24 protein-coding genes are annotated in these 26,542 nt (G+C 70.3%); 18 read left to right on the top strand and 6 right to left on the bottom strand.

Annotation, left to right across the window (positions count from 1 at the left end; translation table 11 throughout):
- Positions 1-73 precede the first annotated feature (73 nt).
- Positions 74-2,482, bottom strand: coding sequence for a Tex family protein (locus ACFVUT_RS28840; RefSeq protein ID WP_389655234.1), 2,409 nt, complete (start codon positions 2,480-2,482; stop codon positions 74-76).
- A 246-nt stretch (positions 2,483-2,728) separates the two neighbouring features.
- Entirely contained in the window at positions 2,729-3,592 is an 864-nt protein-coding gene (locus ACFVUT_RS28835; RefSeq protein ID WP_389655232.1) for a hypothetical protein, read from the bottom strand.
- A 145-nt stretch (positions 3,593-3,737) separates the two neighbouring features.
- Here ACFVUT_RS28835 and ACFVUT_RS28830 point away from each other — a divergent pair, with 145 nt between their 5' ends.
- Together ACFVUT_RS28830 and ACFVUT_RS28825 are read left to right on the top strand one after the other, a co-directional pair.
- Positions 3,738-4,700 (top strand): GlxA family transcriptional regulator, encoded by a 963-nt coding sequence (locus ACFVUT_RS28830; protein ID WP_389655230.1) that lies wholly within the window; start codon positions 3,738-3,740, stop codon positions 4,698-4,700.
- Positions 4,701-4,753: 53 nt separating this feature from the next.
- On the top strand, positions 4,754-5,389 hold the full coding sequence (locus ACFVUT_RS28825; RefSeq protein ID WP_389655228.1) for a DJ-1/PfpI family protein: 636 nt from the start codon (positions 4,754-4,756) through the stop codon (positions 5,387-5,389).
- Between the two features lie 11 nt (positions 5,390-5,400).
- Here the strand turns inward: ACFVUT_RS28825 and ACFVUT_RS28820 are convergent, their stop codons facing one another.
- A complete protein-coding gene (locus ACFVUT_RS28820) occupies positions 5,401-6,159 on the bottom strand; it encodes an enoyl-CoA hydratase/isomerase family protein (RefSeq protein WP_389655226.1) in 759 nt (252 codons plus the stop codon).
- Between the two features lie 367 nt (positions 6,160-6,526).
- Here ACFVUT_RS28820 and ACFVUT_RS28815 point away from each other — a divergent pair, with 367 nt between their 5' ends.
- Complete coding sequence (locus ACFVUT_RS28815) at positions 6,527-6,982, top strand: ATP-binding protein (RefSeq protein WP_389655224.1); 456 nt, start codon at positions 6,527-6,529, stop codon at positions 6,980-6,982.
- Between the two features lie 36 nt (positions 6,983-7,018).
- Here ACFVUT_RS28815 and idi read toward each other — a convergent pair whose 3' ends face one another.
- The 3 genes from idi to galE form a co-directional block, all read right to left on the bottom strand.
- Complete coding sequence (gene idi / locus ACFVUT_RS28810) at positions 7,019-7,612, bottom strand: isopentenyl-diphosphate Delta-isomerase (RefSeq protein ID WP_389655222.1); 594 nt, start codon at positions 7,610-7,612, stop codon at positions 7,019-7,021.
- Positions 7,613-7,819: 207 nt separating this feature from the next.
- Complete coding sequence (locus ACFVUT_RS28805; protein ID WP_389655220.1) at positions 7,820-8,761, bottom strand: cation diffusion facilitator family transporter; 942 nt, start codon at positions 8,759-8,761, stop codon at positions 7,820-7,822.
- 164 nt (positions 8,762-8,925) lie between these two features.
- On the bottom strand, positions 8,926-9,906 hold the full coding sequence (galE, locus tag ACFVUT_RS28800; RefSeq protein ID WP_389655218.1) for a UDP-glucose 4-epimerase GalE: 981 nt from the start codon (positions 9,904-9,906) through the stop codon (positions 8,926-8,928).
- 319 nt (positions 9,907-10,225) lie between these two features.
- Between galE and ACFVUT_RS28795 the strand changes: the two genes are divergently transcribed.
- The 15 genes from ACFVUT_RS28795 to ACFVUT_RS28725 all read left to right on the top strand — a co-directional run.
- The gene (locus ACFVUT_RS28795) at positions 10,226-12,010 is read left to right on the top strand and encodes a DUF5941 domain-containing protein (protein ID WP_389655216.1); all 1,785 of its coding nucleotides are present in this window, start codon (positions 10,226-10,228) and stop codon (positions 12,008-12,010) included.
- Entirely contained in the window at positions 12,007-12,744 is a 738-nt protein-coding gene (locus ACFVUT_RS28790) for a sugar phosphate nucleotidyltransferase (protein WP_389655214.1), read from the top strand. Before ACFVUT_RS28795 ends, ACFVUT_RS28790 begins: the two co-directional genes overlap by 4 nt.
- Positions 12,732-13,793: an iron-containing alcohol dehydrogenase family protein gene (locus ACFVUT_RS28785; protein ID WP_389655212.1), complete on the top strand. Its 1,062-nt coding sequence runs from the start codon at positions 12,732-12,734 to the stop codon at positions 13,791-13,793. The genes ACFVUT_RS28790 and ACFVUT_RS28785 overlap by 13 nt, the downstream gene beginning before the upstream one ends.
- Positions 13,771-14,550: a CDP-alcohol phosphatidyltransferase family protein gene (locus ACFVUT_RS28780; RefSeq protein ID WP_389655210.1), complete on the top strand. Its 780-nt coding sequence runs from the start codon at positions 13,771-13,773 to the stop codon at positions 14,548-14,550. Before ACFVUT_RS28785 ends, ACFVUT_RS28780 begins: the two co-directional genes overlap by 23 nt.
- Positions 14,551-14,558: 8 nt before the next feature.
- Entirely contained in the window at positions 14,559-15,431 is an 873-nt protein-coding gene (locus ACFVUT_RS28775) for a glycosyltransferase family 2 protein (protein ID WP_389655443.1), read from the top strand.
- A 107-nt stretch (positions 15,432-15,538) separates the two neighbouring features.
- Positions 15,539-16,468, top strand: coding sequence for an ABC transporter permease (locus ACFVUT_RS28770; RefSeq protein ID WP_389655208.1), 930 nt, complete (start codon positions 15,539-15,541; stop codon positions 16,466-16,468).
- Entirely contained in the window at positions 16,461-17,246 is a 786-nt protein-coding gene (locus tag ACFVUT_RS28765) for an ABC transporter ATP-binding protein (RefSeq protein WP_389655206.1), read from the top strand. Before ACFVUT_RS28770 ends, ACFVUT_RS28765 begins: the two co-directional genes overlap by 8 nt.
- 445 nt (positions 17,247-17,691) lie before the next feature.
- Complete coding sequence (hpnC, locus tag ACFVUT_RS28760) at positions 17,692-18,612, top strand: squalene synthase HpnC (RefSeq protein WP_389655204.1); 921 nt, start codon at positions 17,692-17,694, stop codon at positions 18,610-18,612.
- 29 nt (positions 18,613-18,641) lie between these two features.
- Positions 18,642-19,562 (top strand): presqualene diphosphate synthase HpnD, encoded by a 921-nt coding sequence (hpnD, locus tag ACFVUT_RS28755; protein ID WP_389655202.1) that lies wholly within the window; start codon positions 18,642-18,644, stop codon positions 19,560-19,562.
- Between the two features lie 124 nt (positions 19,563-19,686).
- Positions 19,687-21,075: a hydroxysqualene dehydroxylase HpnE gene (gene hpnE / locus ACFVUT_RS28750; protein ID WP_389655200.1), complete on the top strand. Its 1,389-nt coding sequence runs from the start codon at positions 19,687-19,689 to the stop codon at positions 21,073-21,075.
- Positions 21,072-22,175, top strand: coding sequence for a polyprenyl synthetase family protein (locus ACFVUT_RS28745; protein WP_389655198.1), 1,104 nt, complete (start codon positions 21,072-21,074; stop codon positions 22,173-22,175). The genes hpnE and ACFVUT_RS28745 overlap by 4 nt, the downstream gene beginning before the upstream one ends.
- 108 nt (positions 22,176-22,283) lie before the next feature.
- Entirely contained in the window at positions 22,284-24,284 is a 2,001-nt protein-coding gene (gene shc, locus ACFVUT_RS28740; RefSeq protein WP_389655196.1) for a squalene--hopene cyclase, read from the top strand.
- A complete protein-coding gene (locus tag ACFVUT_RS28735) occupies positions 24,284-24,943 on the top strand; it encodes a 1-hydroxy-2-methyl-2-butenyl 4-diphosphate reductase (protein WP_389655194.1) in 660 nt (219 codons plus the stop codon). Before shc ends, ACFVUT_RS28735 begins: the two co-directional genes overlap by 1 nt.
- A 5-nt stretch (positions 24,944-24,948) precedes the next feature.
- Positions 24,949-25,968, top strand: a complete 1,020-nt coding sequence (gene hpnH / locus ACFVUT_RS28730; RefSeq protein ID WP_389655192.1) for an adenosyl-hopene transferase HpnH — start codon at positions 24,949-24,951, stop codon at positions 25,966-25,968.
- Between the two features lie 4 nt (positions 25,969-25,972).
- The coding region (locus ACFVUT_RS28725) for a flavodoxin-dependent (E)-4-hydroxy-3-methylbut-2-enyl-diphosphate synthase (protein ID WP_389655190.1) at positions 25,973-26,542 on the top strand (570 nt) is incomplete at its 3' end.

The raw sequence follows: 26,542 nt of genomic DNA, 5'->3' as shown, positions 1-26,542 counted from the left end.
GCGGCCCATCCAGCGGGCCGCCGAGCAGCCGCCGAGCAGCCCGCACAGCGGCCCGCCCCCTCCGCTCCCGGCGTCAGCCGTTCCTGCCGCCCTGCTTCGGGTCCGCCAGCCCGGCCCGTCGCAAGGCGTCCGCCATCGCGCTGTTCACCGGCGCCGGACGGGCCGAGCCGCCACCACCGCGCCGGTCACGGTCCTGACCACCCTGTCCCTGTCCCTGTCCCTGCCGCTGCCGCGGCGGGCGTCCCCCCTGCCCGCCCCGCTCGGCCCGCTCCCGCCTGGGGCCGCCGCCCTGGGGCGCGTCTGCCGCGGACACCTCGTCGTCCAGCCGCAGCGTCAACGAGATCCGCTTCCGCGGAATGTCGACATCCATGACCTTGACCTTCACGATGTCGCCCGGCTTCACGACGTCCCGCGGGTCCTTGACGAACGTGCGTGACATCGCCGACACGTGCACCAGGCCGTCCTGATGCACACCGATGTCCACGAACGCGCCGAACGCCGCGACATTGGTGACGACGCCCTCCAGCACCATCCCGGACGCCAGATCACCGATCTTCTCGACACCGTCCTTGAAGCTGGCCGTCCTGAACGCGGGACGTGGATCGCGTCCCGGCTTCTCCAGCTCCTTCAGGATGTCGGTGACGGTCGGCAGACCGAACTTCTCGTCCACGAAGTCGTCAGCCCGCAGCGACCGCAGCACACCCGTGTTGCCGATCAGTGAGGCGACGTCGCCGCCCGTCCGCTTCACCATCGCCCGCACCACCGGGTACGCCTCGGGGTGCACGCTCGACGTGTCCAGTGGGTCGTCGCCCCGGATGCGCAGGAAGCCCGCACACTGCTCGTACGCCTTCGGACCCAGCCGCGCCACGTCCTTGAGCGCCTTGCGCGACCGGAACGGCCCGTTGGTGTCACGGTGCGTGACGATGTTCTCGGCGAGTTGCGAGCCGATCCCCGACACCCGTGACAGCAGCGGCGCCGACGCGGTGTTGACGTCGACACCGACACCGTTCACACAGTCCTCGACGACCGCGTCCAGCGACCGCGACAGCTTCACCTCGGACAGGTCGTGCTGGTACTGGCCGACGCCGATCGACTTCGGGTCGATCTTCACCAGTTCCGCGAGGGGATCCTGCAACCGCCGTGCGATCGAGACGGCGCCGCGCAACGACACGTCCATGTCGGGGAGTTCCTGCGAGGCGAACGCCGAGGCCGAGTACACCGACGCGCCCGCCTCCGACACCATCACCTTGGTGAGCTTCAACTCTGGGTGCTTGGTGATGAGTTCACCAGCGAGCTTGTCGGTCTCACGGGACGCGGTGCCGTTGCCGATCGCGATCAGGTCGACGTCGTGCGCCTTCGCCAGGCGCTCCAGCGTCGCCAGCGACTGGTCCCACTTGTTCGCGGGAACGTGCGGGTGGATGACATCCGTCGCGACGACCTTGCCGGTCGCGTCGACGATCGCGACCTTCACACCCGTACGGAAGCCGGGGTCGAGCCCCAGCGTGGCCCGTGTCCCGGCCGGCGCGGCCAGCAGCAGATCACGCAGGTTCGACGCGAAGACGCGCACCGCCTCGTCCTCCGCCGCCGTGCGCAGCCGCAGCCGCAGGTCGATGCCGAGGTGCACCAGGATCCGGGTCCGCCAGGCCCAGCGCACGGTGTCACCGAGCCACTTGTCGCCGGGGCGGCCGCGGTCGCTCACCCCGAAGCGCCGGGCGACCATGCCCTCGTACGACGACGGGCCGGGCGTCGCGGACGGCTCCTCCGGCTCCAGGACGAGGTCGAGCACGTCTTCCTTCTCGCCCCGCAGCATCGCGAGCACCCGGTGCGAGGGCAGCGCGGTGAACGGCTCGGCGAAGTCGAAGTAGTCGGCGAACTTCGCCCCCGCCTCCTCCTTGCCGTCCCGCACCTTGGCGGCCAGCCGCCCGCGTGACCACATGCGCTCACGCAGCTCGCCGATCAGATCGGCGTCCTCCGAGAAGCGCTCGGTGAGGACGGCGCGTGCCCCCTCCAGCGCCGCTGCGGCATCCGCGACGCCCCGGTCGGCGTCGACGAACGCGGCGGCAGCGGCGAGCGGCTCCACCGACGGATCGCCGAGCAGGCCGTCGGCGAGCGGTTCGAGCCCCGCCTCACGGGCGATCTGCGCCTTCGTGCGCCGCTTGGGCTTGAAGGGCAGATAGATGTCCTCAAGGCGCGCCTTCGTGTCGGCGGCCCGGATCTGCGCCTCCAGCGCCTCGTCCAGCTTGCCCTGCTCGCGTACCGAGTCGAGGATCGCCGTGCGGCGGTCCTCCAGCTCCCGCAGATACCGCAGCCGCTCCTCCAGCGTGCGCAACTGCGCGTCGTCGAGCATCTCGGTCGCTTCCTTGCGGTAGCGCGCGATGAACGGCACGGTCGACCCGCCGTCGAGCAGCTCGACGGCCGCCTTCACCTGCCGCTCGCGTACGCCGAGCTCCTCGGCGATCCTGCCTTCGATGGACGTCGTCACGGTTCTACCGACTCGCCTTCTCGTACTGGCTGTGCTTACCGGGGCGGGGCCCCTTCGCCTGCATTGTGCCGGGTGGCCGGGCGCCGTGTCGCCCGACCACCCCAGTTGCGGGCCTGTCGGTGTGCTCAGATTCTGCGGACGACCTCTGATCGGGCGGCCACGCCCTGGCACGCACGCTTCCGGCGCCTTGGAATCGCACGCGCCAGGCCGCGTCCGCTTCCCGACCGAAGGCCACCCGACAGGCGCTCAGCCCTTGCCGAGCAGATCGGCCGGGAACGCACCGGCGGACGCCGCCGTGAACAGGAACCCGCGTGCCAGCTCGGTGAGCCGGGCCACGCCCTCCTCGCCCAGATGCTCGTACGGTGCGGCGTCCATCCGGTCCGTGGCGTCCTCCAGGTCCGCCCGCAGCGCGACACCGGCCTCCGTCAACTCACCCTCGCCGTCGAGGAGTCCCCGCCCGCGCAGCCGCTCCGCCGCCGCCTCCCAGTCGCCGCGGCCCCAGCCGCGCGTGGCGAGGACCCAGCGCGGGGACATTCCCTTGCCGGTCGCCGTGTGGCTGACCAGGGCCTCGACCGGGTCGAGACCGGCGGCGAGGAGCGCCGCGAGATGGCCGTCGCCGCGATGCTCGCGCAGCAGCGCCGCGGCGTGCCAGAACGCCAGGTGCGGCTGCCGGGGCGCCGGGAGATCGGCATGGGCGGCGTAGAGCGGCCGGGCGTGTCGGGTGCACGCCTCGGTGGCCCGGAGCGCCAGTTCCGCCGCCTCGGCCAGTTCGGCGGAGGCGAGGATCTCCTCGCCCAGCAGGCGGCGGAGGGTGGAGTCGGCGGCGCGCAGCCGGGCGTCCAGGACCGCCTGCGGCGAGGCGACGGACCACACGGCGGGCAGATGCCGCGCGACGAGGTCGTGATTGAAGTTGTAGAAGGCGGCGGTGACCGTGCCGGGTCCGACGGCGCCCAGCGCGGCCCCGCGCGCGGCGAAGTACGCCGCCTTCGAGTCGTCGATGCCGAGCTCCGCGAACTCCTTCCCGAGATCGGCGGAGAAGTAGACCGTCGAGTGCAGCGGGTTGATGGCATTGTGGCAGCGGCGACCGGCGCGCGGCGGCAGAGTACTCATGCGAACACGTTACCGACTGGTCAGTACGCTCGGTACCCCCAGGGCGCACCCCTTCCGTGACCTCGTCCGAGCGGCGCCGGGCACGGCAGAAAAGGTGGGCTTTTCGTCATTGCGGCCATGCTCCGGGCCTCCCAGGATGGCAGACATGACGCAGCGATCCGTACTCGTCGTCCTCTTCGACGGCGTTCAGAGCCTCGACGTGACCGGTCCCCTGGAGGTCTTCGCAGGGGCCTCCCGCTTCCCCGGGGCCGCGTACGAGCTGCGCACCGCCACGCTCGACGGTGCCCCGGTCCGCACCAGCAGCGGCCTGACCCTCGTCCCGGACAGCGGCCTGGCCGATGCCGAGCCGCCGCACACCCTCCTCGTCCCCGGCGGTGAAGGCACGCGTGCACCCGATCCGGCACTCGTCGACTGGCTGCGGGATCACGCCCCGCACGCCGAACGGCTCGTCTCCGTCTGCAGCGGCGCCCTGCTGCTCGCCGAGACCGGACTGCTGGACGGTCACCGGGTGACGACGCACTGGGCCGTCTGCGACCACCTCGCCCGCAGTCACCCGGCTGTCGAAGTGGATCCGGACCCGATCTTCGTGCGCGACGGCAGGCTGGCGACGTCCGCCGGAGTCACCGCCGGTATCGATCTCGCTCTCGCGCTCGTCGAGGAGGACCACGGCCGGGACATCGCGCTCACTGTCGCCCGCCACCTCGTGGTCTTCCTGCGCAGACCGGGAAACCAGGCCCAGTTCAGCGCACAGCTCACGGCGCAGACCGCCCGGCGCGAACCGTTGCGTGAGGTCCAGCACTGGATCACCGAGCACCCCGGCGAGGACCTCTCGGTCGACGCGCTCGCCGCCCGCGCCCGACTCTCGCCCCGCCACTTCGCCCGTGCCTTCCGGGCCGAGACGGGACTCACGCCAGGTCGATATGTCGACCGCACACGGCTCGAACACGCCCGCCGGCTGCTGGAGGACACCACCGACGGCATCACCGGCATCTCGCGCGCCTGTGGCTACGGCACCCCGGAGGCCATGCGCCGCGCATTCCTCAAGGCCCTCGGCACGGCACCCGCCGAATACCGCCGGCGCTTCCGGGCCCGCCCCGCGGTCGACTGACCGCCCACGCCCGCGGGCCCAGGCCCGCAACCGACCGACTGAAAGGAAAGCCGATGCAGATCGCCATCGTCCTCTTCGAGCGCTTCACCTCGCTCGACGCGGTGGGACCGTACGAGATGCTCGCCCGCACCCCCGGAGCCGAGACCGTGTTCGTCGCCGAACGGACCGGACCGGTGCGCAACGACAACGGCGGCCTCGCGCTCGTCGCCGACAGGACGTTCGCCGACGTACCGGCCCCGGATGTGCTGATCGTCCCCGGCGGTCCCGGCCAGAGCGACCAGATGGAGAACGAGGCGCTGCTCGGCTGGCTGCGCGCGGCCGACGCCACGAGCACCTGGACCACCTCCGTCTGCACCGGCTCGCTGCTGCTCGCCGCGGCCGGACTGCTGGCGGGCCGACGTGCCACCTCGCACTGGCTCGCGCTGGACCTCCTCAAGGAATTCGGTGCCGAGGTGACCGGCGAACGCGTCGTCGTCGACGGCAAGTACGTCACAGCGGCCGGTGTCTCCTCGGGCATCGACATGGGGCTCACCCTGCTCGGCCGGATCGCCGGTGACGAGTACGCACAGGCCGTACAACTGCTGACGGAGTACGACCCCCAGCCGCCGTACGACGCGGGCTCACCGGCGAAGGCTCCGGCCGCGCTCGTCGAGGAATGCCGCGCCAAGAGCCGCTTCGTCCTCCGGTAGCCGCGGCGTCGTCACGGCCCCGTCGTCCAGGTGAAGCGCGGCGCGCGCCGCTCAAGGAACGCGGCGACACCCTCCGCGGTGTCGCCGCTGCGCCGGGCCTGCTCCGCCCAGTACGCGTCCCGGTCCTCGCGCCCCGTGGCGAACTCCTTCGCCGCCGCCTGCGTCAGCTGCGAGCGCGCTGCCAGGGTCCGTACGTAGGAGTCGACCCGCTTGTCCAGCTCACCGGCCGGCAGCACCTCGTCCACCAGGCCGGTCCGCAGCGCCCGCGCGGTGTCGATCAGCTCGCCGGAGAACAGCAGGTGCTTCGCGGCGGCAGGCCCGATCAGCGCCACCAGCCGCCGGGTCGATGACGCGGCGTACACGATCCCGAGCTTGGCCGGCGTCACGCCGAACGACGCGCCCTCCTCGGCGAACCGCAGGTCGCAGGCGGCTGCGAGCTGGCTGCCGCCTCCCACGCAGTGGCCGCGGACCGCCGCCAGCGTCGGCCGGGGGAACGCGGCCAGCGCCTCCTCGGCGGCGACGGCGAGCGCCTGCGGCTCGCCCGTCGGATCCCGGAGCGAGGAGATGTCCGCGCCGGCGCAGAAGGTGTTCCCGGCGCCCGTCAGCACCAGTGCCCTGACCGCGGGGTCGGCGGCCAGCCGCTCCAGCAGGCCGGGCAGCGCGCTCCACATCGAGGCCGTCATCGCATTGCGTTTGGCGGGGTTGCTGATGACGACGGTGGCGACACCGTCCGCGACGGTGTGCTCCAGCCGGGGTTCCGTACGGTCCATGCGCCGGATGCTATCCCCGGGCTTCGAACTCATGACCAGGAAGGGGCACCGGACAGGCAGGCGTCACAAGGGGCTTCCCGTGTCCGCTTCCGTGGCCGGGGGATCGATGGCCGGCCGTTTCGTCTCCATGGTCCCGGATCGGAACACAGCCGGAGAGGCCCCGGATCGGAACACGGCCGGAGTACCGCCGGTCGCGCCGCCGCGGAGAGGACCGAACTTGACCTGAGAGTCGATCATTTCGAGCTTGTTCGGTCAAAATCTGTCAATAGGAGTCTATTTTTGTTCAGCGGCATGGTCCCTACCAACTACGCCCCGCACTCTGTACTCGACGTGCAGTCACCATCGAGTCGAGAGCGGGTACCGGACTATGGAGAGCCGCGGGAGTGTCCCGGCCCGGCCCGTGTCGTACGAGGGAGTCTGGCGGTTCACCGCCCCGGCCGTGGACGTCTCCGTACCGCAGGCCAGGCACGCCGTACGCGATCTGCTGAACCGTCAGGGCGTGCCGATCGACGACGACATCACCGAGGGTCTGCTGCTCATCGTCTCGGAACTGGTCACCAACGCCGTGAAGCACGCGGCCCTGCTCTCGCCCGAGCTCGCCGTCGAGGTGGCCGTGGGCGAGGAGTGGGTCAGGGTGTCCGTCGAGGACAACCATCCCTACCGTCCGACGGCCCTGGAGACGGACTACGCGCAGACCGGCGGGCGCGGCCTGCTGCTGGTCCGGGAGATCACCCGGGAAGCGGGTGGCGCCTGCGATGTGGAACACACCGCAGGCGGCGGAAAGATCATCTGGGCGGCACTGCCGCTGAGCCCGCGTCCCTGACCACCCGTACTCCGCTGCGGCCCCGCGTGCCGGGGCCTACCAGCCGGCGGACGGGCCGGTCAGTTCCCTGATCGCCGGCCGTGCGGCATCGAGCACCGTCATGAACCAGGCCGAGAACGGCGCCTCGGCGTGGCGCTCGGCCAGCTCGTCGGCCGTCACGAACGCGGTCTCGCCGACCTCCTCCGGGTCGGGACGCAGCCGGTCCTGCGTCATCCCCACGAAGAGATGGTTGAACTCCTGTTCCACCAGTCCGGAGGCCGGGTCGGGGTGGTTGTAGCGGACCGTGCCCGCTTCGGCCAGCAGGGAGGGCGAGACGCCCAGCTCCTCGTACGTGCGCCGGGCGGCGGCGGCGAAGGGCGCCTCGCCCGGGTAGGGGTGGCCGCAGCAGGTGTTCGACCAGACACCGGGGGAGTGGTACTTGCCGAGCGCGCGACGCTGGAGCAGCAGCCTGCCCTGCTCGTCGAAGAGGAACACCGAGAAGGCCCGGTGCAGTTGACCGGGTGGCTGATGGGCGGCGAGCTTCTCCGCCGTACCGATGGTGGTGCCGCTCTCATCGACCAGTTCGAGCATGATCGCTTCTGCTGCGCCGTTCGACGAGCTGTTCGCCGCGGTGGCTGGTGTGGTCGGCATACCCATCCTTCGCTATGGTCCCGGCCCCGTGCGCCGGTCCCGTCGAGTCTGCTCAAGTCTGCCGTACAAAAGCCGCTTGTCCGTACTTCGGGTGCTGGCATGTCCGGCCGTACGGCCGGTTCCGCACGGGTCGCCGCGGGCGCCCGCTCCGTACCGGGAGCCGATGCGTCGGCGGCCTCGACCCTCCGGGCGAGCAGCCGCTTCCCTTCAGTGGCAGAGCTTCGCCTCGTGCTCGGCGTGGCCGCTCGGTTCCAGCTGGAACGTGCAGTGCTCCACGTCGAAGTGGACACCGAGGCAGCCCTGCAGTTCGTGGAGCAGCTTCTCGTGACCGATCGAGTCGAGCAGTTCCTGGCGCACCACCACATGGGCGGAGAGCACCGGCATCCCCGACGTGATCGTCCAGGCATGCAGGTCATGGACGTCCAGCACCCCGGGCAGGGCGGTGATGTGGGCCCGTACCTCGGCCATGTCGACCCCCTTGGGGGCCGCCTCCAGAAGCACGTTCAGGGTCTCCCTGAGCAGCTTCACCGTCCGCGGCACGATCATCAGGCCGATCACCAGCGAGGCGATCGGGTCGGCCGCATGCCAGTCCGTGGCCAGGATGACTCCCGCCGAGATCAGCACGGCGAACGAGCCGAGGGTGTCCGCGAGCACTTCCAGATAGGCGCCGCGCACGTTGAGGCTGTCCTTCTGCCCGCGGAGCAGCAGCGACAGGGACACCATGTTGGCCACGAGGCCGATCAGGGCGAAGGCGATCGTCAGACCGCCCCTGGTCTCGGCCGGAGTGATGAAGCGCTGGACCGCCTCGAAGACCAGAAAACCGCCCACGCCGAGCAGCAGCAGGCAGTTGGCCAGGGCGGCGAGGATCTCGGCGCGCGCGAAGCCGAAGGTGCGGTTGAGCCCGGCCGGCCGGTTGGCGAAATGGATCGCCAGCAGCGCCATGCCCAGCCCCAGGGCGTCGGTCGCCATGTGGGCCGCGTCGGCGATCAGGGCGAGCGAGTCGGCGAGCAGTCCTCCGACGACCTCCACGACCATCACGGTGAGCGTGATGCACAGCGCGACCCGCAGCCGCCCTCTGTACGCGGCGGCTGCCGTGCCGGTGGGCGGAGGCCCGCCGTGTGTGTGCCCGTGGTCGTGCCCTGCCCCCATGGGGACGCCTCCCGGTCGTCTCGCGGACTCGGACCCGTCTGCCCGAGCACTGTCAGTGAACTACGGGTGGGGGGTATCCGGCAACACGGCACTGAACACCGTTGTCATATGCCCTGACCTGCGGAAATGGTTGCAGGTCAGGGCGCCGGTCCCCTCGCCGACGCTCAGTTGGCGCATGCCTCGGGATGGCGCAGGCACCAGCCCTCCCAGGCCGATTCGACCATCTCGCGCACCCCGAGCCGGGCCGACCAGCCGCACTCCTCGGACATCCGTGCGGCGGACGCGACGGCCCGTGCCGCATCCCCGGGGCGGCGCGCCTCGATCTCCGGCTTCCTCCGCCGGCCGCTGATCTCTCCCACCAGATCCGCGAGCTCGCGCACCGAGACGCCCTCGCCGCGGCCGATGTTCACGGTCAGATCCCCGGCACCCCGCTCGGCCAGCCTCCGGGCGACGGCGAGATGCGCGTCGGCGAGATCCGCGACGTGGATGTAGTCGCGGACGCCGGTGCCGTCGGGCGTCGGATAGTCGGCGCCCAGGATCCGGGGAGCCTCGCCGCGGGTCAGCCGGTCGAAGAACATCGGAATCACATTGAAGACACCGGTGTCCGAGAGTTCCGGCGCTGCCGCTCCGGCCACGTTGAAGTAGCGCAGACACCCGGTGGACAGCGAGTGCGCCCTGCCGGTCGCCCTCACCAGCCACTCCCCGGCGAGCTTCGTCTCACCGTACGGATTGATCGGAACACAGGGAGTGTCCTCCGTGATGAGGTCCGCATCCGGTACGCCGTACACCGCGGCCGAGGAGGAGAACAGGAAACGCCGCACACCGGCCGCGACGACGGCCTCCAGGAGGACGGTCAGCCCGGCCACGTTCTCCCGGTAGTACAGCAGCGGCTTCTCGACGGACTCGCCGACCTGCTTCTTCGCTGCGAGATGCACCACACCGGTCACGGAGTACCGGGCCAGTACCCGGTCGAGCAGCACCCGGTCGGCGACCGAGCCCCGGATCAGCGGAACGTCCGCCGGGAGCCGCTCGACGACACCGGTGGACAGATCGTCGAGGACGGCGACCCGCTCACCCGCCCCCGTCATGCACCGCACCACATGTGCGCCGATGTATCCCGCTCCGCCTGTGATCAGCCATGTCATGCCGGTCAGCGTAGGACCTCCGTTACGGAAGGCCCGGCTGCTCCACGAGAGAGCCCCGGGCGCGGGCCACCGCGTTTTGTCAGGTGAGGCGGGGATCGACGATGATGATCGTGGACGGCGCCGCATGATGCCGGTCCACCCCGAACGGAGCATAAACGGGCAGTGAACTCCCGCTTCTGTTCATCCGATAGCCTCTGCCGACGTGCCGCCGGCCCGCTAGTGGGCCGCGTTGTCGCGCGCCGACCCCGTCAGCACCAAGGAGTGAGTTCGTCTGTCGACCGCCATTCTCACCGGTGCACCGGTACCCGGATCGTCACTCGTGGACGACCTGCGGTCACTGGGCTTCGACGTACAGATCGCCGCCGATGTGGCCGAGGCCGCACGGCTGATCTCGGGCGTCCCCGCCGACCACCGCGTCGCACTGGTCGACCCCCGATTCGTCGGCCACGTCCATGCCCTCCGGCTCGGACTGACGGACCCGCGCTTCCCCGCGGCCACCGTGCCCGGTGCGCTCACCGCGCAGCCGGGGGCGCGTCCCGCGCTCGTCCAGGCCCTGACCACCACCGCCGCGGCCGTCGGCGCGGGCGTCCCCACCGGCCCGGGCACGACCACGGCGACGGTCACCGACCGCACCGTACCCGGCCGCCTCGCCGTCACCATGGACGCCGAAGGCACCGCTGTGCAGCGTCCCGAGCTCGGCTCACTGGTCGCGGCCGTCCCGGTCGACGAGTCCGCCCGCGCCACCGCGCGGAGCGCCGTCGCCGCGGTCGACGACGAGGCGGTACGGCTGCGCAGCGCCGTGAAGGCCCACGACGGGTTCTTCACCACGTTCTTCATCAGCCCGTACTCCCGCTACATCGCCCGCTGGTGCGCCCGCCGCGGCTTCACCCCGAACCAGGTCACCACGGCATCCCTGCTCACCGCGCTGATCGCGGCGGGCAGCGCGGCGACCGGCACCCGCGGCGGCTACGTCGCCGCCGGGGTGCTGCTGCTCCTCTCCTTCGTCCTGGACTGCACCGACGGCCAGCTCGCCCGTTACTCGCTGCAGTACTCGACGATGGGCGCCTGGCTGGACGCCACCTTCGACCGGGCCAAGGAGTACGCCTACTACGCGGGTCTCGCGCTCGGTGCCGCCCGCGGCGGTGACGACGTGTGGGCACTGGCTCTCGGCGCGATGGTGCTCCAGGCCTGCCGCCATGTCATCGACTTCTCGTTCAACGAGGCGAACCACGACGCGGTGGGCAACGCGAGCCCCACGGCAGCCCTCTCCGACCGGCTCGACAGCGTCGGCTGGACGGTCTGGCTGCGCCGGATGATAGTGCTGCCGATCGGCGAACGCTGGGCGATGATCGCGGTCCTCACCGCGGTGACCACGCCCCGGATCGTCTTCTACGTCCTGCTCATCGGCTGCGCCTTCGCGGCCTGCTACACCACGGCCGGCCGCCTGCTGCGTTCGCTGACCCGGAAGGCGGAGCGCACCGACCGCGCCGCCCAAGCCCTCGCCGACCTGGCCGACTTCGGTCCCGTCGCCCGGATCGTGGCGGCACGGGGCCCCCGGATCGGGGGTGCCTGGAGCGCACCCGTGATCGCGCTCGTCGGCGCGGGGGCACTGATCGCCGCCGCTCTCCAGCAGCCCTTCGGCAGCAAGCAGATGGTCTTCGCCGCGGTGTTCTACGCGATCTGCTCGGGCGTCGCCGTCGCGCACCCCCTCAAGGGCGCCCTCGACTGGCTCGTACCCCCGATATTCAGGGCGGCGGAGTACTGCACCATCCTCGTTCTCGCCGCCCGCAGCGATGTCCCGGGAGCCCTTCCCGCAGGCTTCGGCCTGGTCTCGGCCGTCGCCTACCATCACTACGACACGGTGTACCGCATTCGCGGCGGCACCGGCGCGCCGCCCCAGTGGCTGGTGCGCACGATCGGTGGGCACGAGGGCCGCACCCTGGTGGTGGCCGCTCTCGCCGCCGTATTCACACAGCATTCAGCGTTCACCGTGGCACTTACCGTCCTCGCGGCGGCCGTGGCACTGGTGGTGCTCGTGGAGTCCATCCGCTTCTGGGTGTCCTCCGGAGCACCCGCCGTACACGACGAAGGAGAACCCGCATGATCGGCCTCGTACTGGCAGCCGGTGCCGGACGGCGTCTGCGCCCCTACACCGACACGCTCCCGAAGGCCCTCGTGCCGGTCGACGGCGAGAAGACGGTCCTGGACCTCACGCTGGCCAACTTCGCGGAGATCGGCCTCACCGAGGTCGCCGTCGTCGTCGGCTACCGCAAGGAGGCCGTGTACGCGCGCAAGGCCGAGTTCGAGGCGAAGTACGGCGTGACCCTCATCCTGATCGACAACGACAAGGCCGAGGAATGGAACAACGCCTACTCCCTGTGGTGCGCCCGTGACGTCCTGACGCGCGGAGTCATCCTGGCCAACGGCGACACCGTCCACCCCGTCTCCGTCGAGAAGACCCTGCTCGCGGCCCGGGGCGACGGCCGGCGGATCATCCTCGCCCTCGACGCGGCCAAGCATCTCGCCGACGAGGAGATGAAGGTCATCACCGAGGACGGCAAGGGGGTGCGACGGATCACCAAGCTGATGGACCCGGCCACCGCGACCGGTGAGTACATCGGCGTCACCCTCATCGAGCCGGAGGCCGCCGCGGAGCTCGCCGACGCCCTGAAGACGACGTTCGAACGCGACCCCGACCTCTACTACGAGGACGGCTACCAGGAGCTCGTGAACCGCGGCTTCACCATCGACGTGGCCCCCATCGGCGAAGTGACGTGGGTGGAGATCGACAACCACGACGACCTCGCGAAGGGCCGTGAGATCGCGTGCCAGTACTGACCCGGCTCATCCCGTCCCCGGTCGTCGTCGACATCCGCCGCGGCGCCCTGAACGATCTCGCCGGCCTCCTCGCCGACCAGCGGATCTCCGCTTCCGGCAAGCTCGCCGTCGCGGTCAGTGACGGTTCGGGGCGCGCCCTGCGCGAGCGACTGGCCCCCGCGATGCCCGGCGCCCACTGGTACTCGGTCACCGACGGCACCCTCGACTCGGCCGTCAGACTCGCCGACGAGATCAAGGGCAACCGGTACGACGCCGTGGTCGGCCTCGGCGGCGGCAAGATCGTCGACGTGGCGAAGTACGCCGCGGCGCGCGTCGGCCTGCCCATGGTCGCGGTGGCGACGAACCTCGCCCACGACGGCCTCTGCTCGCCCGTCGCGACGCTGGACAACGACAACGGGCGGGGCTCCTACGGCGTTCCCACCCCGATCGGCGTCGTCATCGACCTCGACATCGTCCGCGAGGCACCCGCCCGCTTCGTGCGCTCGGGCATCGGCGACGCGGTCTCCAACATCTCCTGCGTGGCCGACTGGGAACTCGCCCACGAGGTCAACGGCGAGGAGATCGACGGACTCGCCGCCGCCATGGCCCGGCAGGCCGGTGAGGCCGTGCTGCGCCACCCCGGCGGGATCGGTGACGACCCCTTCCTCAAGGTGCTGGCCGAAGGTCTCGTGCTGACCGGCATCTCCATGTCGGTGGCCGGGGACTCCCGGCCGGCCTCCGGCGCCTGCCACGAGATCAACCACGCCTTCGACCTGCTGCACCCCAAGCGCGCGGCGAGCCACGGCGAGCAGGTCGGCCTCGGCGCCTGCTTCGCCATGCATCTGCGCGGCGCGCGCGAGGAGGCGCTGCTCATGGCCGTCACCCTGCGCCGCCACGGTCTGCCCGTCCTCCCCGAGGACATCGGTTTCACCGCCGAAGAATTCGTCCAGGCCGTCGACTACGCCCCGCAGACCCGGCCGGGACGCTTCACGATCCTGGAACACCTCAACCTGTCCACCGACCAGATCAGGGACGCGTACGCCGACTATGCACAAGCCATCCATAGCTGAACTCCGTCCCGTCGTGCACCCTGCGGGCGTGAAGGACCGGCGCAGCGGCGAGCACTGGGCAGGTCGGCTCTACATGCGCGAGATCTCGCTGCGTGTGGACCGCCACCTGGTGAACACCAAGATCACACCCAACCAGCTGACCTACGTGATGACGGTCGCGGGTGTGCTCGCCGCGCCGGCCCTGCTCGTTCCGGGCATTCCCGGCGCGCTGCTCGGGGTCCTCATGGTGCAGCTCTACCTCCTGCTCGACTGCGTCGACGGCGAGGTGGCCCGCTGGAAGAAGCAGTTCTCCCTGGGCGGGGTCTATCTGGACCGGGTGGGCGCGTACCTGTGCGACGCGGCCGTGCTGGTCGGCTTCGGTCTCCGTGCCGCCGACCTGTGGGGCTCCGGACGGATCGACTGGCTCTGGGCCTTCCTGGGCACGCTCGCCGCCCTCGGCGCCATCCTGATCAAGGCCGAGACCGACCTGGTAGGGGTCGCACGTCACCAGGGCGGGCTGCCTCCGGTCCAGGAGTCCGCGTCGGAGCCGCGCTCGTCCGGCATGGCATTCGCCCGCCGTGCCGCCGGCGCGCTCAAGTTCCACCGGCTGATCCTCGGCGTCGAGGCGTCCCTGGTCATCCTGGTGGCGGCCGTCCTCGACGCGGTCAGGGACGATCTGTTCTTCAGCCGTCTCATGGTCGCTGTACTGGCGGGCATCGCGCTGCTGCAGACCCTCCTGCACCTCGTGTCGATCCTGGCGTCGAGCAGGCTGAAGTGAACACTCCCATGAAGCTCGGCGCGGTCATCATCACGATGGGAAACCGTCCCGAGGAGCTGCGCTCCCTCCTCGACTCGGTCGCCAAGCAGGAAGGCGACCGGATCGAGGTGGTGGTCGTCGGCAACGGTGCCCCCGTACCGGACGTCCCGGCGGGGGTCCGCACGGTCGAGCTGCCGGAGAACCTCGGCATCCCCGGCGGCCGCAATGTCGGGATCGAGGCCTTCGGACCGTCCGGCGCCGATGTGGACGCGCTGCTCTTCCTCGACGACGACGGACTGCTGCCGCTGACCGACACCGCCGAGCTGTGCAGGCAGGCGTTCGAGGCCGACCCCGAGCTGGGCATCATCAGCTTCCGGATCGCCGACCCCGACACCGGTGCCACCCAGCGCCGGCACGTGCCGCGGCTGCGTGCCGCCGATCCGATGCGGTCCTCGCGCGTGACGACCTTCCTCGGCGGCGCCAACGCCGTACGCAGCAAGGTCATCGCCGAGGTCGGGCCGCTGCCCGGCCAGTTCTTCTACGCGCACGAGGAGACCGATCTCGCCTGGCGGGCACTGGACGCCGGCTGGATGATCGACTACCGCGCGGACATGGTCCTCAACCACCCGACGACCGCCCCCTCGCGGCACGCGGTGTACCACCGGATGGTGGCCCGCAACCGGGTCTGGCTGGCCCGGCGCAATCTGCCCGCGCCGCTGGTGCCCGTCTACCTCGGCGTGTGGCTGCTGCTGACCCTGCTGCGCAAGCCGTCCGGACCGGCCCTGAAGGCATGGTTCGGCGGCTTCCGAGAAGGCTGGTCGACGCCGTGCGGAACCCGCCGCCCGATGAGGTGGCGCACCGTATGGCGGCTGACCAGACTCGGCCGACCTCCCGTGATCTGAGAAGCTCTCCTCTGAGAGCATGGGACGTACGTTTTCTCTTCGGGACCTGTCCGCTCCGAGCCGCGCCCGCGACTGGCTGCGCATCTTGAATACGAGAGTTTCATCTGGTGAGTGACACAACCCATGACGGTGCGGTCGCCCTGAGCACCCCACCATCCGCCGACGACGGCCTGAGCTCGGCCAAGCTGGCCGCCAAGTACGGCCTGACGGTGAGCGGGGCCCGGCCGGGGCTCTTCGAGTACATCCAACAGCTCTGGGGCCGCCGCCACTTCATCATGGCGTTCTCCAGAGCGAAGCTGACCGCCCAGTACAGTCAGGCGAAGCTCGGCCAGCTGTGGCAGGTCGCCACGCCGCTGCTCAATGCTCTGGTCTATTACCTGATCTTCGGCCTGATCCTGGGGACCAGGAAGGGGATGACCCAAGAGGTCTTCATCCCGTTCCTGGTGACCGGCGTCTTCGTCTTCACCTTCACGCAGAGTTCGGTGATGGCGGGGGTGCGGGCCATCTCGGGCAACCTGGGGCTGGTCCGGGCGCTGCATTTCCCGCGCGCGTCGCTGCCCGTCTCGTTCTCGCTCCAGCAGCTCCAGCAGCTGCTGTTCTCGATGATCGTGCTCGGGGTCGTGGCCGTCGCCTTCGGCAGTTACCCGGCGCTCTCCTGGTTGCTGATCATCCCGGCCCTGGTGCTGCAGTTCCTCTTCAACACCGGCCTGGCGCTGATCATGGCCAGGCTCGGCAGCAAGACCCCCGACCTCGCCCAGCTGATGCCGTTCGTCATGCGGACCTGGATGTACGCGTCGGGCGTCATGTTCTCCATCCCGGTGATGCTGAAGGACAAGCCGGACTGGATCGCCGATGTGCTCCAGTACAACCCGGCTGCCATCTACATGGACCTGATCCGCTTCGCGCTGATCGACGGCTACGGCTCGGAGAACCTGCCCGCGCACGTCTGGATCGTGGCGCTCGCCTGGGCGGTCCTCGTCGGTGCCGTGGGCTTCGTGTACTTCTGGAAGGCAGAGGAACGGTACGGCCGTGGCTGACGACAACACTCCGGGGCGCGTCCCCACCGTCATCGCCGACGATGTGCACATCGTGTACAGGGTCAACGGCGCCGGCGGAGGCAAGGGCAGCGCCACCGCGGCGCTGAGCCGGATACTGCGCCGCGGCAAGGGCGAGCCGCGCGGCGTGCGCAAGGTGCACGCCGTCCGCGGCGTCTCCTTCACCGCGTATCGCGGCGAGGCCATCGGCCTCATCGGGACCAACGGCTCCGGCAAATCGACCCTGCTGCGGGCCATCGCCGGTCTCCTGCCGACCGAGAGCGGCAAGGTGTACACCGACGGCCAGCCGTCGCTGCTCGGCGTGAACGCGGCGCTGATGAGCGATCTGACCGGCGAGCGCAACGTGGTGCTCGGCGGCCTCGCGATGGGGATGTCACGCGAAGAGATCCGCGAGCGCTACCAGCAGATCGTGGACTTCTCCGGCATCAACGAGAAGGGCGACTTCATCACCCTGCCGATGCGGACGTACTCCTCCGGCATGGCCGCCCGGCTGCGCTTCTCCATCGCCGCCGCGAAGAACCACGACGTCCTCATGATCGACGAGGCGCTGGCGACCGGTGACCGCAGGTTCCAGATCCGCTCGGAGAAGCGCATCAGGGAGCTCCGCAAGGAGGCAGGCACGGTCTTCCTGGTGAGCCACAGCAACAAGTCCATCAGGGACACCTGCGACCGCGTGCTGTGGCTGGAAAAGGGCGAGCTGCTGATGGACGGTCCGACGGACGAGGTCCTCAAGGCGTACGAGCGCGAGACCGGGAAATAGAAGCTTCCCGGCCCCGCGACCCCGAGACGGCCTCCGCCGGAACCCTCCGGCGGAGGCCGTTTTGGTGTCCGGATCCTGACCCCGCCGCCGGGCTCTGCACGCCCGGCGGTACGCCCGGGGCAAGATCTCCTCCCGTCGGATGACGTCAATTTCCTTGCGCATGGGGAAGGTTGGCGGGGCGGGACGCGTTGCTCCTCTGTGCGGAAGACCCCGCCGTATCGATGAAAGCTGTACAACGTAAGCTGTACCGGTGCTGATTCGTTGCAAGTGGGGCGATACCGCCTGGCTCCACGGCCTGTAGGTGTGCTCCGCACTCGGCAGAACGGGCGGCGTGTCCGGAATGGGATGTTTTGGGTCAGCAGTGTAGAACGGGAGATGTGACGGCTATGACGGAAGATCTCCAGCTCCGAGGTGCTCACGCCGTCCCAGCGCCGGGCGGTCGGTGGTGACCCGTATCCGTCAGACGCACCCCGACGCCGTCGTGCCCGGCACCCTCGACAAGGCCGCGGACGAGAACTTTCCCGTAGCACCCTTCTTCCTGCCGCGCGCCTGGCGCGACGACCTGATGGCGGTCTACGGCTACGCCCGTCTCGTCGACGACATCGGCGACGGCGACCTCGCACCCGGTGGCGCGGACGCCCGCCACCTCGGGGTCGACCCGGCTCTGGCCGAGGACCGGCTCGCCATGCTCGACGCCTTCGAGGCCGATCTGCTCCGGGTGTTCGACACCACGGGCGGCGGCCCGCGCCACCCCCTGCTGCGCGCCCTGCGGCCCACGGTGCGGCGCCGCGCGCTCACCCCCGATTCCTTCCTCGGCCTCATCGAGGCGAACCGGCAGGACCAGAAGGTCCGCCGGTACGGGACGTACGAGGAGCTGGTCGCCTACTGCGAGCTCTCCGCCAACCCCGTGGGCCGACTGGTTCTCCAGATCACCGAGACCGCCAGCCCCGAACGCATCCGACGCTCCGACGCCGTCTGCACGGCCCTGCAGATCGTCGAGCACCTCCAGGACGTCACCGAGGACCTCGGCCGCGACCGGATCTACCTGCCCGCCGACGACATGGCCCGGTTCCGTGTCGGTGAATCCGACCTGGCCACCCCCTCGGGGGGCGCATCGGTGCGCGCGCTGGTCGCGTACGAAGCAGAACGCGCTCGCGAACTGCTGAATGAAGGCACCCCCCTGGTGGGTAGCGTCCACGGCAGGCTCAGGCTGCTTCTTGCCGGATTCGTGGGAGGGGGGCGCGCCGCCCTCTCCGCGATCGCGGCCGCCGGGTTCGATGTACTGCCCGGTCCCCCCAAGCCCACCAAGCCCAGCCTGCTGCGCGAAGTGGGAGTTGTCTTGCGAAGAGCGCGTAGAGAGGGGTGAGCCGGACCGTGGAGGGACAGACGACGCACATGTCGGCACCGGTACAGGCCGCATACAGTTACTGCGAGGCGGTCACCGGACAGCAGGCGCGTAACTTCGCGTACGGCATCAGGCTGCTGCCGACCGAGAAGCGACAGGCCATGTCGGCGCTGTACGCCTTCTCCCGCCGCGTCGACGACATCGGTGACGGCGAGCTGGAGCCGGAGACCAAGCGGATCCGCCTGGAGGGCACCCGCACCGTACTGGACCGCATCCGCGACGGCGCGGTCGACGAGGACGACACCGACCCGGTGGCCGTCGCGCTCGCCGACGCCGCGCGCAGGTTCCCGCTCCCGCTCGGCGGCCTCGACGAGCTCATCGACGGTGTGCTGATGGATGTGCGTGGAGCGACGTACGAGACCTGGGACGACCTCAAGACCTACTGCCGCTGTGTCGCGGGCGCCATCGGCCGCCTCAGCCTCGGTGTGTTCGGTACGGAACCGGGCGCTCCCGGCGCCGACCGGGCTGCGGAGTACGCCGATACCCTCGGCCTCGCGCTCCAGCTGACGAACATCCTGCGCGACGTCCGCGAGGACGCGGGAAACGGGCGTACGTACCTGCCCGCCGACGACCTCGCCAAGTTCGGCTGCTCGGCCGGCTTCCACCGGGCCACGCCGCCGCCCGGCGCCGACTTCGCGGGCCTGGTCCACTTCGAGGTGCGACGCGCCCGTGCCCTCTTCGCCGAGGGCTACCGGCTGCTGCCCATGCTCGACCGGCGCAGCGGCGCGTGCGTCGCGGCCATGGCGGGCATCTACCGGCGGCTGCTCGACCGGATCGAGCGCGACCCCGAGGCCGTGCTGCGCGGCCGGGTCTCGCTGCCCGGTCACGAGAAGGCGTACGTCGCGGTGCGCGGACTGTCGGGTCTTGACGCGCGTCACATCTCCCGCCGCACCGCCAGGGGGCGTGTCTGATGCGCCGCGCGGACATCTCACGCAACATGTGCATCACGGAGTGTCTGTTCGATCAGTGGTCAACCCTCTGGTGTACTGGCGCGTCCCTGACTGATGTGGATGCGACCTGGCGGAAGGAAGACGCATGACGGACGACGTCCCGCGTTCCTCACGCGCGGTCGTGATCGGCGGCGGACTCGCGGGAATCACCGCTGCCCTGCGCCTCGCCGACGCCGGGCTTGACGTGACCCTGCTCGAAGGACGGCCCAGGCTCGGCGGACTCGCCTTCTCCTTCCGCCGGGGCGAACTGACGGTCGACAACGGACAGCACGTCTACCTGCGTTGCTGCACCGCCTACCGCTGGTTCCTCGACCGCGTCGACGGGGCGCGGCTGGCACCGCTGCAAAACCGTTTGGACGTGCCCGTTCTCGACGTGGGGCGCCCCTCGGGCCCCCGGCTGGGACGGTTGCGCCGCAACGCTCTTCCGGTCCCGTTCCACCTGGCCGCCGGACTCGCCGGCTATCCGCACCTCTCGCTCGCCGAGCGGGCGAGCGTCGGACGCGCCGCACTTGCGCTGGGCCGCCTGGATCCGGACGACCCCGCGCTGGACACCGTCGACTTCGGAAGCTGGCTCGCCCGGCACGGGCAGTCAGCACGCACCATCGAAGCCCTCTGGGACCTGGTCGGCGTCGCCACACTCAACGCCACGGCGCCGAACTCCTCACTGGCCCTCGCCGCGAAGGTCTTCAAGACCGGACTTCTCTCCGCCCCCGGCGCGGCCGACATCGGCTGGGCGACCGTGCCGCTCGGCGACGTGCACGACACACTGGCCCGCAAGGCCCTCGACTCCGCCGGGGTCCGCACCGAACTGCGGACGAAGGCGTCCTCCGTCACCCGTACGGAGGAAGGCCGCTGGATCGTCGACACCGGCGGCGAACGGATCGAGACGGACACCGTCGTGCTCGCCGTCCCGCAGCGCGAGACCTACGACCTGCTGCCCGAGGGCGCACTCGACGAGCCGGAGCGACTGCTCGACATCGGCACGTCGCCGATCCTCAACGTGCACGTCGTGTACGACCGCCGGGTGCTGCGCCGCCCGTTCTTCGCCGCGCTGGGCTCACCGGTCCAGTGGGTCTTCGACCGCACGGACGCCTCGGGCCTTGCCGGACCCGGCCAGTACCTCGCGGTGTCCCAGTCCGCGGCCGACGAGGAGATCGACCTCCCCGTCGCCACGTTGCGCACGCGCTACCTGCCTGAACTGGAGCGGCTTCTTCCGGCTGCCCGCGGGGCCGGGATCAGAGATTTCTTCGTCACCCGGGAGCGCACGGCGACCTTCGCCCCCGCCCCCGGCGTCGGCCGACTGCGGCCCGGGGCCCGCACCCGCGCCCCCGGCCTCAGCCTGGCCGGGGCTTGGACGGCCACCGGCTGGCCCGCGACGATGGAGGGTGCCGTACGCAGCGGGTTCAGCGCAGCGGACGCCGCACTCCGGGCGCTCGGCCGCACCCATGAACATCCGCTGCAGGAGGCGGCATGAGCAGTACCACCGGAACAAGAGGAGAGTCAGTGACCCCGGCGAATCCGGCTTTCGACACCGTGGCCGACACCACGGACGTCACCGCGCTTCTGGAGCGCGGACGGGCCCTTTCCACGCCGGTGCTCCGGGCCGCCGTCGACCGGCTCGCACCGCCCATGGACACCGTCGCCGCCTACCACTTCGGCTGGATCGACGCCCAGGGGCGGCCCTCCGACGGCGACGGCGGCAAGGCCGTCCGCCCGGCGCTCGCCCTGCTGTCCGCGGAGGCGGCCGGCGCCTCCGCGGAGGCCGGCGTCCCCGGAGCCGTGGCCGTCGAACTCGTGCACAACTTCTCGCTGCTGCACGACGACCTGATGGACGGCGACGAACAGCGCCGTCACCGCGACACCGTCTGGAAGGTGCACGGCCCCGCCCAGGCCATCCTGGTCGGCGACGCGCTGTTCGCCCTCGCCAACGAGATCCTGCTGGAGCTCGGCACCGTCGAGGCGGGCCGCGCGACCCGTCGGCTGACCGTCGCGACCCGCAAGCTCATCGACGGGCAGGCCCAGGACATCTCCTACGAGCACCGCGAACGGGTCACCGTCGAGGAGTGCCTGGAGATGGAGGGCAACAAGACCGGCGCTCTGCTCGCCTGCGCCTGCTCCATCGGCGCGGTCCTCGGCGGCGCCGACGACCGGACGGCCGACACCCTGGAGGCGTACGGCTACCACCTCGGTCTCGCCTTCCAGGCCGTCGACGATCTGCTCGGAATCTGGGGCGACCCCCAGTCCACCGGCAAGCAGACCTGGAGCGACCTGCGCCAGCGCAAGAAGTCCCTGCCGGTCGTCGCCGCGCTCGCCGCGGGCGGACCGGCCTCGGAGCGCCTCGGTGAACTGCTCGCCGCCGACGCCAAGAGCAGTGAATTCGCCAGCTTCTCCGAAGAGGAGTTCGCCGCCCGTGCGGCGCTCATCGAGGAGGCGGGCGGTCGCGAATGGACCGCCCAGGAGGCCCGTCGACAGCATGCGGTCGCCATCGAGGCACTGCAGCGGGTCGACATGCCGCAGACCGTGCGTGCGCAGCTCACAGCGCTCGCGGACTTCGTCGTCGTACGAAAGAGATGATCGCCATCTGGTCCATATGACTCGCAGTCGCCGGCCGGCGCCCGGAACCGGGCGCCGGCCGACGGAGACCCCAGCACAGCAGAGGAACAACTGCACGAAGGGGAAGCCATGACAGCGACGACCGACGGAAGCACCGGGGCTGTGCGGCCCCGCGCAGCCTCGGCCAGTAACCCGACCGACACAACCATCGCCGCGGACGACGTACTCGCCGCCGCGCGGCGGGCCGCGGAACGCTCGGTGCAGCATCTCCTCGGCAGGCAGGACGAGCAGGGCTGGTGGAAGGGCGACCTCGCCACCAACGTCACCATGGACGCCGAGGACCTGCTGCTCCGTCAATTCCTCGGGATCCAGGACCAGGCCACCGTTCAGGCGGCCGGCCGCTTCATCCGCGGCGAACAGCGTGGCGACGGCACCTGGGCCTCCTTCCACGAAGGCCCCGGCGAACTCTCCACCACCATCGAGGCGTACGTCGCTCTGCGGCTGGCCGGAGACCGGCCGGACGAACCGCACATGGCCCGTGCGTCCGGATGGATCAGGGAACAGGGCGGCATCGCGGCCAGCCGCGTCTTCACCCGGATCTGGCTCGCTCTCTTCGGCTGGTGGAAGTGGGAGGACCTGCCGGAACTCCCGCCCGAGTTGATGTTCTTCCCCAAGTGGGCTCCGCTCAACATCTACGACTTCGGCTGCTGGGCCCGCCAGACCATCGTGCCGCTCACCGTCGTCTCGGCCAAGCGACCGGTACGCCCGGCCCCCTTCGCACTCGACGAGCTGCACTCCGACCCGGCCCAGCCGAACCCGCCCGGGCGAATCGCGCCGGCGACGAGCTGGGACGGGGTCTTCCAGCGCCTCGACAAGGCGCTGCACCTGTACCACCGCATCGCTCCGCGCAAGCTGCGCCGGACCGCCATGCGGGCCGCGGCCCAGTGGATCATCGAACGTCAGGAGAACGACGGCTGCTGGGGCGGCATCCAGCCACCCGCCGTGTACTCCGTCATCGCCCTGCACCTGCTCGGCTACGACTTGGACCACCCGGTGATGCGGGCCGGACTCGACTCGCTCGACCGCTTCGCCGTATGGCGTGAGGACGGCGCCCGGATGATCGAGGCATGCCAGTCCCCGGTCTGGGACACCTGCCTCGCCACCATCGCCCTCGCCGACGCCGGAGTCAGCCCCGACCACCCGGCGCTCGTGAAGGCCGCGGACTGGATGCTCGGGGAGGAAGTCGTCCGGTCCGGCGACTGGTCCGTGCGCCGCCCCCGGCTCCACCCCGGCGGCTGGGCGTTCGAGTTCCACAACGACAACTACCCGGACATCGACGACACCGCGGAGGTGGTCCTCGCACTGCGCCGGGTCCGCCACCCCGACGCGGCCCGCGTCGAGGCCGCCATCAGACGCGGAGTGCGCTGGAACCTCGGCATGCAGTCCCGCAACGGGGCCTGGGGCGCGTTCGACGCGGACAACACCAGCGCATTCCCCAACCGGCTGCCCTTCTGCGACTTCGGTGAGGTCATCGACCCGCCGTCCGCCGATGTCACCGGGCACGTGGTGGAGATGCTCGCGGTCGAGGGACGGTCCCAACACCCCGCCACCCGGCGCGGAGTCGAGTGGCTGCTCGCCGAACAGGACGCGAGCGGCGGCTGGTTCGGCCGCTGGGGCGTCAACTACGTGTACGGAACAGGGTCGGTGGTACCGGCCCTGGTGGCCGCCGGACTGCCGGACACGCATCCGGCGATCCGCCGCGCGGTCGGCTGGCTGGAGTCCGTACAGAACGACGACGGCGGCTGGGGCGAGGACCTGCGTTCCTACCAGGAGGAGAAGTGGATCGGGCACGGCGCCTCGACCGCTTCCCAGACCGCCTGGGCGCTCCTCGCGCTCCTCGCCGCCGGACGCCGCGACAGCCCTGCTGTGCGGCGAGGGGTGTCCTGGCTGAGCGAGACACAGCAGGCCGACGGATCGTGGGACGAGCCGTACTTCACCGGCACCGGCTTCCCCTGGGACTTCTCCATCAACTACCACCTCTACCGGCAGGTCTTCCCGCTCACCGCGCTCGGGCGGTACGTGTACGGCGAACCGTTCGCCGACCGTACGGCCATCGGCAAGGGAGCCTGATGGACGCCGGTCAGGGGCTGCCCGGCCCCCCGGCACCGCTGCTGATCGCCTGCGCGCTCGGCATCGAGAAGTTCGCCCTGCGCAGCGGCAGAGGCAGGGCCGGTGAGGCCGCGGGCCCGGTGACCGTGCTCCGTACGGGCATGGGCCCCAAGGCCGCCGAGGCGGCCGTGTCACGGGTGCTCGGTGAGGACCGGGCGCCCGGCACGGCGGTACTCGCCTCCGGATTCTGCGCCGGGCTGTCACCCGGTATGCATCCCGGAGACCTCGTGGTCGCCGCCGAGACCCGGGAATCCGGGCACTCGACGGTCTGCGCCGGCACGAGCCTGCTCGCCGAGGCCCTTGCCAGGACGGTGCCAGGTCGGACCGTCCACACCGGCCCGCTGACCGGCTCCGCCCATGTCGTACGCGGACATGAGCGGGCCGAGCTGCGGGCCACCGGAGCGATCGCGGTGGACATGGAGTCCGCCGCCACGCTGCGCGCCGCCCTTCGGTCCGGGCCGCGCCCGGTTGCGGCCGTACGGGTGGTCGTGGACGCTCCGGAGCACGAGCTCGTCCGCATCGGCACGATACGCGGTGGAATATCGGCTTTCCGTGTTCTCCGTGCCGTCGTGCCGGCTTTCTATGAATGGCACCGATCTTTGTTGCTCCCCAGGAGGTGAGCCAGATGGCCATGCCGCTCCGTCAGTCCATCAAGGTTGCGACGTACCTCGCTGAACAGAAGATCCGCAAGCGGGACAAGTTCCCGCTCATTGTGGAACTGGAGCCTTTGTTCGCTTGCAATCTCGCGTGCGAGGGCTGTGGGAAGATCCAGCATCCGGCGGGAGTGCTCAAGCAGCGCATGCCGGTCGCCCAGGCCGTGGGTGCCGTCCTCGAATCGGGCGCCCCGATGGTCTCCATCGCGGGTGGCGAGCCGCTGATGCACCCGCAGATCGATGAGATCGTCCGGCAGTTGGTCGCGCGCAGGAAGTACGTCTTCCTGTGCACCAACGCCATGCTGCTGCGGAAGAAGATCGACAAGTTCACACCCTCGCCGTACTTCGCCTTTGCCGTGCACATCGACGGGCTGCGCGAACGGCACGACGAATCGGTGGCCAAGGAGGGTGTGTTCGACGAGGCGGTGGCGGCGATCAAGGAAGCCAAGCGGCGCGGCTTCCGGGTCACCACGAACTCCACCTTCTTCAACACCGACACTCCGCAGAACGTCATCGAGGTCCTCAACTACCTCAACGACGATCTGAAGGTCGACGAGATGATGATCTCGCCCGCCTACGCGTACGAGAAGGCACCCGACCAGGAGCACTTCCTCGGCGTCGAGCAGACCCGGCAACTGTTCAAGAAGTCCTTCGCGGGCGGCAACAGGAGCCGCTGGCGGCTGAACCACTCACCGCTCTTCCTGGACTTCCTGGAGGGCAAGGCGGACTTCCCCTGCACCGCGTGGGCGATCCCCAACTACTCACTCTTCGGCTGGCAGCGGCCCTGCTACCTGATGAGTGACGGATACGTCCCGACGTACCGCGAACTCATCGAGAAGACCGACTGGGACAAGTACGGCCGGGGCAAGGACCCGCGTTGCGCCAACTGCATGGCGCACTGCGGCTACGAGCCCACCGCCGTCCTCGCCACCATGGGATCGCTGAAGGAGTCCCTGCGCGCCATGCGCGAGACCGTTTCCGGGAACCGGTGACGTCATGACCGCTGGAGAGCCGGTCGCACTGGGTCTCCCCGAGCTGCCGGCCCGACCGCTCGCGATGCGCCGCCTTTCGCGGCGCATCCAGGTCGGGTCGGTGGCGGTCGGCGGGGACGCGCCGGTGTCGGTGCAGTCGATGACGACGACGCGGACGTCGGACATCGGTGCGACGTTGCAGCAGATCGCGGAGCTGACGGCGTCGGGTTGTCAGATCGTGCGGGTGGCGTGTCCGACGCAGGATGACGCGGACGCGTTGGCGACGATCGCGAAGAAGTCGCAGATCCCGGTGATCGCGGATATTCATTTCCAGCCGAAGTACGTGTTCGCGGCGATCGACGCGGGTTGTGCGGCGGTGCGGGTGAATCCGGGGAACATCAAGCAGTTCGACGACAAGGTGAGGGAGATCGCGCGGGCCGCGAAGGATGCGGGTACGCCGATCCGGATCGGTGTGAACGCGGGTTCGTTGGATGCGCGGTTGCTGAAGAAGTACGGGAAGGCGACTCCGGAGGCGTTGGTGGAGTCGGCGCTGTGGGAGGCGTCGCTGTTCGAGGAGCATGACTTCCGGGACATC

It is taken from the genome of Streptomyces sp. NPDC058051, from assembly GCF_042885475.1.
Taxonomy (GTDB): Bacteria; Actinomycetota; Actinomycetes; order Streptomycetales; family Streptomycetaceae; genus Streptomyces.
The sequence above is the reverse complement of the archived record's forward strand: the minus strand, read 5'-3'. Positions and strand labels throughout refer to the sequence as shown.

What these genes read in the sequence shown, in the direction of transcription:
- ACFVUT_RS28835 (WP_389655232.1), bottom strand. Translation starts at nt 3,592, where the DNA reads ATGAGTACTCTGCCGCCGCGCGCCGGTCGCCGCTGCCACAATGCCATC.
- ACFVUT_RS28830 (WP_389655230.1), top strand. Translation starts at nt 3,738, where the DNA reads ATGACGCAGCGATCCGTACTCGTCGTCCTCTTCGACGGCGTTCAGAGC.
- ACFVUT_RS28825 (WP_389655228.1), top strand. Translation starts at nt 4,754, where the DNA reads ATGCAGATCGCCATCGTCCTCTTCGAGCGCTTCACCTCGCTCGACGCG.
- ACFVUT_RS28820 (WP_389655226.1), bottom strand. Translation starts at nt 6,159, where the DNA reads ATGGACCGTACGGAACCCCGGCTGGAGCACACCGTCGCGGACGGTGTC.
- ACFVUT_RS28815 (WP_389655224.1), top strand. Translation starts at nt 6,527, where the DNA reads ATGGAGAGCCGCGGGAGTGTCCCGGCCCGGCCCGTGTCGTACGAGGGA.
- idi (WP_389655222.1), bottom strand. Translation starts at nt 7,612, where the DNA reads ATGCCGACCACACCAGCCACCGCGGCGAACAGCTCGTCGAACGGCGCA.
- ACFVUT_RS28805 (WP_389655220.1), bottom strand. Translation starts at nt 8,761, where the DNA reads ATGGGGGCAGGGCACGACCACGGGCACACACACGGCGGGCCTCCGCCC.
- galE (WP_389655218.1), bottom strand. Translation starts at nt 9,906, where the DNA reads ATGACATGGCTGATCACAGGCGGAGCGGGATACATCGGCGCACATGTG.
- ACFVUT_RS28790 (WP_389655214.1), top strand. Translation starts at nt 12,007, where the DNA reads ATGATCGGCCTCGTACTGGCAGCCGGTGCCGGACGGCGTCTGCGCCCC.
- ACFVUT_RS28780 (WP_389655210.1), top strand. Translation starts at nt 13,771, where the DNA reads ATGCACAAGCCATCCATAGCTGAACTCCGTCCCGTCGTGCACCCTGCG.
- ACFVUT_RS28775 (WP_389655443.1), top strand. Translation starts at nt 14,559, where the DNA reads ATGAAGCTCGGCGCGGTCATCATCACGATGGGAAACCGTCCCGAGGAG.
- hpnD (WP_389655202.1), top strand. Translation starts at nt 18,642, where the DNA reads ATGTCGGCACCGGTACAGGCCGCATACAGTTACTGCGAGGCGGTCACC.
- hpnE (WP_389655200.1), top strand. Translation starts at nt 19,687, where the DNA reads ATGACGGACGACGTCCCGCGTTCCTCACGCGCGGTCGTGATCGGCGGC.
- ACFVUT_RS28745 (WP_389655198.1), top strand. Translation starts at nt 21,072, where the DNA reads ATGAGCAGTACCACCGGAACAAGAGGAGAGTCAGTGACCCCGGCGAAT.
- shc (WP_389655196.1), top strand. Translation starts at nt 22,284, where the DNA reads ATGACAGCGACGACCGACGGAAGCACCGGGGCTGTGCGGCCCCGCGCA.
- ACFVUT_RS28735 (WP_389655194.1), top strand. Translation starts at nt 24,284, where the DNA reads ATGGACGCCGGTCAGGGGCTGCCCGGCCCCCCGGCACCGCTGCTGATC.
- hpnH (WP_389655192.1), top strand. Translation starts at nt 24,949, where the DNA reads ATGGCCATGCCGCTCCGTCAGTCCATCAAGGTTGCGACGTACCTCGCT.